Raw genomic sequence first — 11,109 nt, 5'->3', positions numbered from 1 at the left:
ATTTCCTTTTTTAAAGTATAGATCGAGCAAGTATCTGAATGATTAAATAATTTTTTTATTAATGGCTCAGTAAAATTTCAGTGTTTAATTATAAAATAAAAAAAAGTTGTCTAATTAGACAACTTTTAGGTACCCTTCATTCAACTATAGCAATATGCTAAATAAGCTTTAGAAATCTTAAAAGGGATTATTATTATTTGATTAATATCTAGGGCTACGTTAACAAATCAGTATCGGATTATAGTTCTAATCCCTTTAAATATCATACTTAAAACCGTACCTATATAGTTTAAATAATTTACATTTCTAAGAAAAATAGGCTAGCGCTATTTTAATCCACTAACAAGTTGTCTCATGGATTTTAACTGAGATGATAGCTCCTCAAACCAATCCTCATCCCCAGTTGAAAGGGCTAAGTCAATTAGAAAGGAAATTTGTTCTTTGTTTGTCACTTTCGAATCTGGCAATTTCTTTACGTTTTTATTTAGCATGTTAATTGTTTTCCCAACAGTCTTTTCATTATCTGAGGTTATTACATTTACCTTTACTATTTCATCTTGAATCGTAAAGGATTCAATAAAACCAATTACTAACTCTCCACCCATTGAAATACCTTTAACCCAGTCTCCTGTTTTTAAAATTGTATCAATATTTAAATTCATTTTTTGCACCTTCTTTTTTAGAGTTATAAGTTAAAAAATTTGTAATCAAAAAAGCACTTAAATCAAACTGTAATCTTTTTTATTACATTTCAATTAAACGAAGGCTAAGCCCTCACTGTTTTAATTTCTCACTTCTCATATTTGATATGATCGATAATGTCTTTAATAGTGTATTGCTTTAGATATCCTCCAAGATGTTCTTCTGCGCCTAAGAAAATATTAAAAAGAACATTTTGCATGTTTGCCCCAACAACACACTTTTCATTTGATTCAGGGCAGTTTGGCTGCAATGCACCCTCAGAAGTGATCAAATAAATATCCCAAAGATTCACTTCATTTAAATCAGTGGCAAATATAAATCCACCACCAGTTCCTTCTTTCGATTTTATAAATCCATGCTTTTTTAACAAACTAAGCACTTTTCGAATACGTACAGCATGAACACAGGCACTCTCTGATATTGCATCACTTGTAGACATCCGATCAGGCTGCAGCGCGAGATACGTTAAACTATGAATGGCAAGAGTGAAATCACTATTCATGGCCTGCCTCCTATAATCATTATTTAAAGTTCGATGATATTAAATATTACTGTAATTTTATTTGTTACAGATTATCTTGTCAAGAAAACTGACCTTTTAATACGATTATGAATTAGCTACTTTTTGTAACTTATTGAATGAGACTGTTCGTAGCTTACGAGGAAGAAAACTCCGAATTTCTTCTTCATTATAACCAATCTGTAATCTTTTTTCGTCTTGGATTATTGGCATGCGCAGCATTTTTGGATTGTTTATGATTAATTGATATAATTCATTAAGTGGTAGCGATTCAATATTTATATTTAATTCTTGGAACGTTTTTGATTTATTCGATATAATTTCGTCCGTTCCAGTTTCTGTCATGCGTAGAATAGATTTAATCTCCTCAAGTGTAAGTGATTCATTCATAATATTTTTAACACTATATTCAATATTATGTTCATCTAACCATGCTTTTGCTTTACGACATGATGTACAACTTGGTGTTAAGTATAGATTCACCATTCTTTTACACACTCCTTATATTTGAAAATGTAATAAAAAAAATTACAGTTAAGATAAAAATGATTTTTAACTGTTAAAACGAAATAAGTTATCTCCATGCTCAATTTAAATGAGTATACTGTAATTTTATTCTTTACAGTTAAAAGTGTCAACTATATTTTTTAGACTAACGACTGATTCACTTATTACATGATCAGGCAATAGTGCATTTAATATCATATGATCAATTATATTACGTATACAAAAAGTTGAAATATATCGTCTTTAATCTATATAAAAACTAGATTAAGTACTCTACATTTTTCCGATCAATTTATCAACGATTGTGTTAATTCTTCTATTTTGATCCTCTATTATTTTTTGTTGTGTTTTTAAAGTTTATCTATTTTCGTCAATTTTCTCTAATGCATGATTCAATAGCTCAGTTCTTATATCTAAAATATCAAATATTCGATCCAAGCTTGATTTTATATCAGTGTAATAATTGAATTTCTAATGACTGAGATAAAGCAGTATTTTCATTAATACCTGTGTTTTTTTGAAATTTATAAATAGATGCATGTATTTGAAGTGAAAATTTTTTAAACATACGTTGGTGAAGCTTTAGTTTCATTAGATTCAAATGATGATTCACCTATTTATCATGAGCGAATTAAACAATCTTACTACATCTTGAAAAATACTTTTCATAATGTAGAGATAAATAAGTAAAATTCAAAAAAACCCTTGTTTATTCGGAGGTTTTTTTGTATACATCTGTACTAAGCAATTCCTTACATTTTCTGATTTTCTGCTTAATTTGTAAATTATCAAAGAAATATACTTCCGTTCCTGACCAAATAAATACCCAGCAAACAATAGTCAATATTCCTCCTATATATTCATGTTTACTTGAAAGCGTCAAATAAAACACACCAATTAAAATCCCTATAACAAATAAGATGATGGTCTTTTTAATATTTCTAGTATAAACGAGCTCGTCTTCTTTCATAAGTTTTGAAAAAGAGTTAAATGTTGCCGATTTTAATGAGTCTTCATCAATATTTTTTTGTCCATAATATGTAATCTTTATATTTTTTGTTTTGCATTATGTAACTTGGAAATAATAAAATCTTCTAAATCTGAATTTAAATGTAAATCGTCAGTATTGTAATAGCTTGCAAATACGTTATCACTTTTATTTAAATAAATATTGATCGTAAATTCATCATTCATTTTAACTCTCCTTTCAAGAAGGTACATAAAAAAACGCATTGATCTTACTCAATGCGTTTAATTTCCTCATTTCGTTCTTATGTCTGCTACGGTTTTTTAGGATTTGGGACAACTGGATTTGTCGTGTTATCTCCATTATCTTCACCAGTTCCAGTACCTGTACCCGTTCCAGTACCTGTTCCTGTTCCTGTTCCTGGATTCGTTTCGTTTCCACCTTGATTTGAGCCACCTTCACCTGTTCCGTTTCCGTTTCCGTTGCCTTCTTCATTCCCATTGCCTTGATCTCCTTCATTTGTTGGAGGTGTTGTAGGCTGCTCAGTCGATGTTAAATCTACTGTAACGGTAACAGGAGAACTCTTACCTTCAGCATTTGTAGCTATAATAGTTATTTTTACAACGTTGCCTGGGACGATTCCATTAATACTTGTAGCTGTACCTTGAATTTTCTGAGTTTGGCCACTTACACCATTTACAGTATAATTTACTTCGAAAGTTGTTTTTGGTAGTAAATCTGCAGGGTACGTCCAATTTATTGAAATATTGCTTGTTACAGGATCATAATTTGCTTTTACATCTTTTACAGATTGAATGACAATATCCTTAGGTATATCATCTACTTTTTCCCCACGAATATATAATTCATGACGTATTTCTTCGACTGACGAAGGTTTTATAAAAACAGCATTTCGATTTCCATTAGCTGCTAACATATCCCTGGCGATAAATTTTGCAATAGTGGTTGAACTTTTTCCAAGGAAATTATTTTTCTTATTTTTTTCATATCCTGTCCATACTGCCATTGTAACATCAGAAGAATAACCGATGAACCAACTATCTCGTGTTGCGTTATCTGGGAATCCATATTTTTGTTTTACTTCATCTGTGTAATTCGTTGTTCCTGTTTTACCCGCCATATCAAGTCCAGGCACATTTGCTCTTCTACCAGTACCAAGTGGCGTTTTTACAACATCACGCAGCATATCTGTAACCATATAAGCAGTATAATCACTCATTGCTTGTTTTGGCTGAGTTGCAAATACTTTTTCTGTTTTATCTGGATAAATGATTTTTTTTACGGAATGCGGCTTATTATATGTTCCACCATTACCAAAAGCCGCATATGCTCCTGCCATTTCCATAGCTGAGACGCCAGTGAACCCACCAATCGAATATGATTCATAAAATGTATTCTTCGCAAAATTAAAACCTAACCCATTACCAAATTCTCGTGATTTTTCGCTCCCCACTGCCTGAAAAGTTTTTAATGCAGGGATATTTCTAGAATCAACGAGTGCTAATCGAATTGAAATATTACCTTTATATCCTCTGTCCCAATTTCGAATTGGCGTTCCATTCGAGTATGAATAGGGTTCATCAAGAATTTGATGAAAAGTCGACCATTTTAAATATTGAATAGCAGGACCATAATCAAGTATAGGTTTAATAGAAGACCCTGGCTGTCTTTTAATATCTGTAGCAAAATTTAATCCACCGGAACTTGTGTTTCTACCCGCTCCTACTGCGCGAACTTCACCTGTTTTTGTATCTAATAATACAAAGCCTGTTTGAAATTCATCACTTGGATAAAAACCTTTACCTCGTGCTAGAATCTCATCTGCTTTTTGTTGGGCTTTTGGATCTAAAGTTGTTTCAATTGTTAGCCCATCAGTATAAACATTTGCGTCGCTATTTTTATCAACTTCATTAACTACAACATCAATAAATGACTGAAATTTTGTACCACCTGATTCATGTACTTTTACTAATGATTTCATTGGGATAGCTTTTGCAGTATTGTATTGTGAATCAGTTATATAACCGTATTTTTTCATTTGACTTAAAACAGTGTCTCTTCTATTTTGTGACTCAACTGGATGTTTAGCTGGATTATAACTATTTGGAGCCTTCACCATACCTGCCAAAGTTGCGGCTTCAGGTAAAGTAATTTTAGATAAATCTTTACTAAAATACGTTTCACACGCTTTTGCTACACCATAAACACCGCGCCCTTTAAGCCCGTTTGAAAAATATACTTTATTTAAATACATTTCTAATATTTGATGTTTAGAATAACGTTGTTCTAATTTAAAAGCTAAATACCATTCTTGCACTTTACGCTTAATCGTTTTTTGAGATGATAAAAATGAGTTTTTTACTACTTGCTGTGTGATTGTACTTCCACCTTGTGAACCAAATCCCCCAGTAATATTCGCTAAAACCGCTCCGAATACCCGACGAATATCAACTCCTTTATGCTTATAAAAACGAACATCCTCAGTCGCAATAAATGCGTCTTCAACTACCTTTGGAATTTCATTATAAGATACCTTTGTTCTTTGTTCTCTACCTAACTCTGCCACTACATTACCATCTTTATCTACAATAGTAGAAGAAAGGGGTACTTTTAGCTTCGATTCATCTAATGCGGGAGCTCCGCTTACTAAGTAAGCAAAAATTCCCACTCCTACAAGTATGAAAACAATTACAATTGATAATAATGTTACAGTAATTTTTTTCCATAAGCCTTCAGACTTTGTGGAAGGTTTTTTTGAGGGCTTTTCCAGCCGTTTACGTTCCTCTCGCGAACGGTATTCATTTGCCATCTTAGTTCTCCTGCCTTTTCAGTAAAATAGAGCTGTTTGGAGCAACATATCATACTATTTCTTACTTATTTATAAATAGTAGTATTTTCTACTGACTCTACTTTCATGTACCGAAGAACTCCTTAATCAATTAAAAAACAGATAAACCTTTTTGGTTCATCTGTTTTAAGTAAATCTAATTTATTTTTCATTCGAAGTGAAGGTTTTATCAACAAATTCAATTATTTTACTCGTATACGACTCTGGCTCCTCAACAAAAGTAGTAATATGCCCATGTTCTGTAAGCCATAAGGTCTTTTCATTTTCTTTAGGAATTTGTTCAAAGATCATTTCACTGCTACTAAAAGGTACTTTTGTATCATTCTTTCCATGAATTAACAAATAATTAGTAGATTTTCCTTTTTGAACAGACATAACTGGAGAAACTTCTTTAGGGTCAATCTTTAATAAATGCTTCATTGAACGAAGAATTATTGAAGTAAAAGGTTTTTTAGGTAACTTAGACCATACGTTTAAATTGTCTTCTAAATAAGTTTGCAAGTCATGGAATGGACTATCTGCAATAACCCCTTTAATTTGCGGGTGAACACTTCCAACTAGTAAACATGTTGCTCCTCCCATACTCCATCCAAGTAAAACAATTTCTTCCTGCTTTTTTTCTTGAATAACGTAATCAACAGCAGAGGATAAATCATGTTGTTCATAAAATCCAATTCCTGTACGACGACCACCAGATTTACCGCTATTTCGAAAATCAAACATTAGAACATTATATCCTTTTTCCTGCAATGATGTTACAATTCTAAGTCCATTTATCTTTTTTTGACTTCGCTCATCCGTGTATCCATGTGCAGTAACGACAGTTTTAGATGTTGGTTTTTCAGCTGGTATCCACCATCCTCTAAGGACAACTTGATCTAGCTTACTTTGAAATTCTACTTCCTCAAAATGCAAATTGTAATCAGAAGGTGTTTCATTTGTTTTTCGCCTAAATGGATGAGTCAATATTAACCCGACTAAAATCGGAAGAAGAAAGAAAATAAATGGTGACAAAATTAACATCCAAATAAAATATTTTTTAATTTTTAATCGCTCCATGATCCACACCCCGTTTGTCATACTAGGCAAATAGAAGTTCTTCTATTTAAGTTATGATATAACTTAGACTTTGTTAGTTTTATATGTATAAAATTTGAAAACCTTCTACATAATTAAAAGGGTGTCCAAAAATCATTTAAACTGATTTTTGGACACCCTATAATTATATGTTTTATAAGTTCAATTTACAATTTATTGTTGTGCTAATTTCGATACATCTTCTATGAAACAGTCTTGTGGTCCCTGTTTACATGTTAATACAAATAATACTGTGATCGCCACTAAATAAAATAAAAGCATTGTGCAAAATCCGATTACTAAGAACATATGATAACCACCTTTAATTTTAATGTTTCTCACAATTTAAATTTAACATATAAAATTCATACTCACTTCTCTTATATTTGTATATTTTGTGACGATTTTCACAAAGTTTTTTATAGATAGCGATTTTTAGTTCATGGTACTTTCCATGAAAAAAAAGACTAATCTGAATTTATTTTTGAGATCAGTCTTTCAAATGATTAAGAACGATAATAGCTGAAAAATTGACAACAAATAAGAATAATCGTTATCCCCACGGAACAACATTAGACATGAAAAAAATCTTAAACTAAATAAGGTCTATTACTAAACCTAATATTAAATTTCGTCCCGTTTCCACTAGTTGTAAAATCGATTGTTGCATTATTTCTTTTAGAAATCGCAAAGCAAATTGCTAGACCTAATCCAGTACCATTTTCTTTCGTTGTGACAAATGGAGTTGATATTCGATCAATTATTTCTGTTGGAATACCATTTCCCTCATCTTTAATTGACATAATAATTTTATCGTCTTCTGAATATGTATGTATGCTTACTGTTTTTCTTCTTTCCATTGCATCAAAAAAATCATTTACGAGATTTAAAAGAAGTTGTCTAATCTCATTGATCAATAATTAAATTAGGAATATCATTTAAATTACGACTGATTACTTCGTCTTCCTTGATTGCTCTAGTTTCAAGTAACGGATATAAAGAGTTAATAATATTATTTAAATTATGTTCTTCTAATTTGCTTGGCTTTTTCTTTGCTATATCAAGAAATTCTGTAATGATTGAATTAACTCGATTAATTTCATCAATCATAATTTCAAATATTTGACTATAACCGTCAAAGGCTTTATTTTGTAAACCAAGCTGCAAAAAACCCTTTACAGTAGTAAGTGGATTTTTTATTTCATGCGCTACCCCAGCCACCATTTCGCCAATAATTTTAAGTTCTTCATAATATTTTTGCTCTTCTTCAAGTACTTTCTTTTCAGAAATATCACTAAAAATTGCTAATATACCATTATCATCAGGAATCACTTTAATTTCAGAACGATTGTATAGCAAATGATTATTGAGCATAATGATCATTTTATTAAACTTGAGAAATATCATGCTCTTACTTCTTTTTTTTAAAACTAAAACCATGAAAGAATCCATCTTTTTGTCGTTCAACTACTATTATTAGAAGCAAACTAAATATATAAAACAAAGAATTAGAATTATTATTTATCAATAAATTAATCGTTATTTTAAGAATGCAAAAACCAGCAAATGCGCCGTATATGAAATTTAAAATATCTTTGTACAAAAAAAAACCCCCTCTTATTTACCCTATGTTCCATAGAATATATATAGAAGGACAAAGCTTAAAAGTAAGTGACTTTTATTTATATCTTTGGTTTTATTGAAATAGACTCATTTACATGCAATTTCTCTCGCCTGCTCATATGCTTCTTTTGTATCTATATCAAAAAAATCTAGCTCATTTTCAAATTCAATTAACAAACCTTCCAAATTTGAATGATTACGAATAATTGCTCTTGCTCCTTGATCTCCATTAAGCATGAAAATATCTGGTGCAGTATTAGGAGACAAGATTATTGGTGGCCTTGGAATCCCTTGAAAGCTTGCTGCTAAAAAAGGAATTGTGGGTTTATTTTCTTTGACTTCTTTTAAATATTTTTGATGCAATTTATTAATAGTTGAAATCGATAAAAAAGGTTGATCAGCGAGAAGGATCATAATGCCTAATGGTCTCATTTTAAGTGCTTCGGTTATTCCGCTTTTTAATGAATAAGCTTGACCTTTACTAGCACTACTGCAAGTTACTTGAGTCCAATAATCTTTAAAAGGTAATTGAAAAAGATCCCGTTCAATCCAATCTAATGAATCATGATCTTTTGTTACTACAAAAATATGGTCTATGTTTGAATTAATAAATTTTCGTAGCCCAAAGTTTCCGATTGTTGAATTACCTAAAGGAAGAAAAAGTTTATTTTGACCCATGCGTTTACTACTTCCTGCAGCAAGTAATATGGCAACGATTTTACTATTCTTCATTTCTAGGCTCCCTTTTTATTCGTTGTGTCTGAATTAATTCGGCAATAATACTGATGGCAATCTCTTCTGGTCCTTCAGCACCAATAGGTAGCCCAGCTGGACTATTAATTTTAAATTCTACTTTTTTCCCATTTAATAATAGTTGGATCCTTCTCTTTCCTCCAAGCACACCTAAATACTTTAAGTTAATATTCAATAGTTGATTCAGTATTTCTTTATCTTTTTGAAATTGATGAGTTATGATGATGACTGAGTCAGAAGCTGCCAATTGAAGATTCGGCATGATTTCGTTAGGAAAACCTACTACTATTTGATCGGCATTGGGAAAATATTGTTCAGAACATAAATCATCACGCCAATCTGTAACCGTCACGTAGAATCCTACATTTGAAGCAAGTTTAACTAATGGTATTGCATCTTTACCAGCCCCAAAAACAAATAAGCGCGGTTTTGGGTTATAACTATGAACATAAATCTCGTTTCCAATAGCTTCTATTGAACGAACTCCGCTTTTCTGATTTTCAGAATGAAATTCAGTAAGTACATCTTTTAGCTTACCAAACTCTTGATCATCATAATTTCCGAAATAGGTATTTTCATCAACTTTTAACATGGTTTTAACTTCATAATTATCTCTAGATAAAATTTTCATCATTGTTACACGTTGTCTATTTAAAAGATTTAATTTTAGCTTATATAATAAATTAAATAAGCATTCATCTATTGGTTCTAATAGAACAGTAACAATGCCATTACAGCCAGCCCCGTTCCCCCAAGATAAATCATCTTCTGCACTCATATCATACATAATAATTTGTGGTATTTTATTTTCTCTTGTTTCTGCTACTCTATAGGATAAATCTGTTTCAAGACAACCCGCACTCAATAAACCAATCTGTTGTCCATTTCCTTTAAATAACATAGCAGAACCTTCTTTTCGATACGCAGAGCCCTCTACATGAATAATAGTAGCTAAAACATCACCTTCATAAGGAGTCGACAACTCTTCTAGAATTTCATGAATACATTCCATCGAACCCTCCTAGTTATTTAATTTAGTAAAAATACCTAACTATTCATAATAAATGTAGTTTTCGCAGCAAAATCTATATTTTTAGTTTATATAATTAGGCTTGTCCACTATACCTGTTTAAATTGGACTCGCACTTTAGAAAAATAAAAAACCCACAAAATAAAAAATTTTGTGAGTTTTTTTGTTTTTTTTTTTCAAATTATTCAAGTTCAGATACTTTAGACGGATTATTTAATTTATATTTAACCTCTTTATTCAATTTCTTATCGACTACTTTACCATCAAATTGATATGTTTTACCGACTTCTAATTCCGCTGCTTTTAATGTTTTGCTTAAAGAACACCAGGCATTACCAATTTGTAATTCTGGATCTGCCTTAATGATTATATTTTCCCAAATAACAATTTCTTCTTCGCTGTCATTAAAATGGTTATACTTTGTACTAAATTCTTTTACTGTACCATTGAAATGTGATTTTTCTGTTGGTAAAGTGATTGTAATTTCTTCTTTCTTTTCGGCTTTTTTCTTTGGAGTCGCTTTAGAAGTAGTTTCTTTTACTTTAGTTTCCGTTTTCTTTTCTTCTACTGGTTTTGAATCACTCTCACCGACTGTATAAACTTTCTTAAAGCTAGGCGATTGCATTTCCTTCAAATAGGCTGGATGTATACAAGATAAATTGCCATCTGAAAATTCAATAATAATTGTATGATACTCATCTGTAACTCCGTATGTTTCATAACCTACCAGTTTTACATTCATTTGAAAATCTTGACCTTTAAATAAAAAATCATATTTTGGATTTTTATTAAATAATCCCCAAGATCGTCCTTTTTCTAAGTAGTCCTCATCTGATAAAAATGTTGTATATTCCCCTTTGGGTGGTATGTATTTAACTAATTCACTTTTTTCTTTTTCAATTATATCATCTTTCATTTTAAAAGCTCCTTTTAGTAGTTCTTTTACTTTATTTCCAATTTTTTGTAGTTGCTTTAATCGTTTTATGTAGAAATTATAGAGTAGTTTTGAGCTTTTTGTCTATCTTATTGCTAAAAGTATATTTTTTTTCAGTATATTACGG

The 11,109-nt window shown here is 30.9% G+C and carries 13 protein-coding genes; all 13 read right to left on the bottom strand.

Going from position 1 to position 11,109, the window contains the following annotated elements; translation table 11 throughout:
• Positions 1-326 precede the first annotated feature (326 nt).
• The 13 genes from ACFCYN_RS23870 to ACFCYN_RS23810 all read right to left on the bottom strand — a co-directional run bounded on the left by ACFCYN_RS23870 (position 327) and on the right by ACFCYN_RS23810 (position 10,964).
• On the bottom strand, positions 327-662 hold the full coding sequence (locus tag ACFCYN_RS23870) for an IDEAL domain-containing protein (RefSeq protein WP_375952344.1): 336 nt from the start codon (positions 660-662) through the stop codon (positions 327-329).
• Between the two features lie 128 nt (positions 663-790).
• Positions 791-1,204, bottom strand: coding sequence for an RrF2 family transcriptional regulator (locus ACFCYN_RS23865; RefSeq protein ID WP_375952342.1), 414 nt, complete (start codon positions 1,202-1,204; stop codon positions 791-793).
• A gap of 105 nt (positions 1,205-1,309) precedes the next feature.
• Complete coding sequence (gene spxA / locus ACFCYN_RS23860; protein ID WP_172444545.1) at positions 1,310-1,708, bottom strand: transcriptional regulator SpxA; 399 nt, start codon at positions 1,706-1,708, stop codon at positions 1,310-1,312.
• A gap of 472 nt (positions 1,709-2,180) precedes the next feature.
• Positions 2,181-2,330, bottom strand: coding sequence for a hypothetical protein (locus ACFCYN_RS23855; RefSeq protein WP_172444544.1), 150 nt, complete (start codon positions 2,328-2,330; stop codon positions 2,181-2,183).
• Positions 2,331-2,776: 446 nt separating this feature from the next.
• Positions 2,777-2,923, bottom strand: a complete 147-nt coding sequence (locus ACFCYN_RS23850; protein WP_216854117.1) for a hypothetical protein — start codon at positions 2,921-2,923, stop codon at positions 2,777-2,779.
• Positions 2,924-3,009: 86 nt separating this feature from the next.
• On the bottom strand, positions 3,010-5,526 hold the full coding sequence (locus ACFCYN_RS23845) for a transglycosylase domain-containing protein (protein WP_375952338.1): 2,517 nt from the start codon (positions 5,524-5,526) through the stop codon (positions 3,010-3,012).
• Between the two features lie 180 nt (positions 5,527-5,706).
• A complete protein-coding gene (locus tag ACFCYN_RS23840; RefSeq protein WP_375952336.1) occupies positions 5,707-6,624 on the bottom strand; it encodes an alpha/beta hydrolase in 918 nt (305 codons plus the stop codon).
• A 192-nt stretch (positions 6,625-6,816) separates the two neighbouring features.
• A complete protein-coding gene (locus tag ACFCYN_RS23835; RefSeq protein WP_375952333.1) occupies positions 6,817-6,951 on the bottom strand; it encodes a hypothetical protein in 135 nt (44 codons plus the stop codon).
• 281 nt (positions 6,952-7,232) lie between these two features.
• Positions 7,233-7,559 (bottom strand): ATP-binding protein, encoded by a 327-nt coding sequence (locus ACFCYN_RS23830; protein ID WP_375952330.1) that lies wholly within the window; start codon positions 7,557-7,559, stop codon positions 7,233-7,235.
• Positions 7,549-8,082, bottom strand: coding sequence for a histidine kinase dimerization/phospho-acceptor domain-containing protein (locus ACFCYN_RS23825; protein WP_375952327.1), 534 nt, complete (start codon positions 8,080-8,082; stop codon positions 7,549-7,551). The genes ACFCYN_RS23830 and ACFCYN_RS23825 overlap by 11 nt, the downstream gene beginning before the upstream one ends.
• A gap of 270 nt (positions 8,083-8,352) precedes the next feature.
• A complete protein-coding gene (locus tag ACFCYN_RS23820; protein WP_375952324.1) occupies positions 8,353-8,997 on the bottom strand; it encodes an NTP transferase domain-containing protein in 645 nt (214 codons plus the stop codon).
• Entirely contained in the window at positions 8,987-10,030 is a 1,044-nt protein-coding gene (locus ACFCYN_RS23815) for an XdhC family protein (protein ID WP_375952321.1), read from the bottom strand. Before ACFCYN_RS23815 ends, ACFCYN_RS23820 begins: the two co-directional genes overlap by 11 nt.
• Positions 10,031-10,229: 199 nt before the next feature.
• Positions 10,230-10,964, bottom strand: coding sequence for a hypothetical protein (locus ACFCYN_RS23810; RefSeq protein ID WP_375952319.1), 735 nt, complete (start codon positions 10,962-10,964; stop codon positions 10,230-10,232).
• Positions 10,965-11,109: the final 145 nt, after the last annotated feature.

The sequence above is a fragment of the Gottfriedia sp. NPDC056225 genome (genome assembly GCF_042267765.1).
Lineage (GTDB): Bacteria > Bacillota > Bacilli > Bacillales > Bacillaceae_G > Gottfriedia.
The sequence above is the reverse complement of the archived record's forward strand: the minus strand, read 5'-3'. Positions and strand labels throughout refer to the sequence as shown.

Excerpts from the sequence above, each read along its gene's own strand:
- spxA (WP_172444545.1), bottom strand. The coding sequence starts at position 1,708 with ATGGTGAATCTATACTTAACACCAAGTTGTACATCATGTCGTAAAGCA.
- ACFCYN_RS23810 (WP_375952319.1), bottom strand. The coding sequence starts at position 10,964 with ATGAAAGATGATATAATTGAAAAAGAAAAAAGTGAATTAGTTAAATAC.
- ACFCYN_RS23870 (WP_375952344.1), bottom strand. The coding sequence starts at position 662 with ATGAATTTAAATATTGATACAATTTTAAAAACAGGAGACTGGGTTAAA.
- ACFCYN_RS23820 (WP_375952324.1), bottom strand. The coding sequence starts at position 8,997 with ATGAAGAATAGTAAAATCGTTGCCATATTACTTGCTGCAGGAAGTAGT.
- ACFCYN_RS23840 (WP_375952336.1), bottom strand. The coding sequence starts at position 6,624 with ATGGAGCGATTAAAAATTAAAAAATATTTTATTTGGATGTTAATTTTG.
- ACFCYN_RS23850 (WP_216854117.1), bottom strand. The coding sequence starts at position 2,923 with ATGAATGATGAATTTACGATCAATATTTATTTAAATAAAAGTGATAAC.
- ACFCYN_RS23845 (WP_375952338.1), bottom strand. The coding sequence starts at position 5,526 with ATGGCAAATGAATACCGTTCGCGAGAGGAACGTAAACGGCTGGAAAAG.
- ACFCYN_RS23825 (WP_375952327.1), bottom strand. The coding sequence starts at position 8,082 with ATGGTTTTAGTTTTAAAAAAAAGAAGTAAGAGCATGATATTTCTCAAG.
- ACFCYN_RS23815 (WP_375952321.1), bottom strand. The coding sequence starts at position 10,030 with ATGGAATGTATTCATGAAATTCTAGAAGAGTTGTCGACTCCTTATGAA.
- ACFCYN_RS23865 (WP_375952342.1), bottom strand. The coding sequence starts at position 1,204 with ATGAATAGTGATTTCACTCTTGCCATTCATAGTTTAACGTATCTCGCG.
- ACFCYN_RS23835 (WP_375952333.1), bottom strand. The coding sequence starts at position 6,951 with ATGTTCTTAGTAATCGGATTTTGCACAATGCTTTTATTTTATTTAGTG.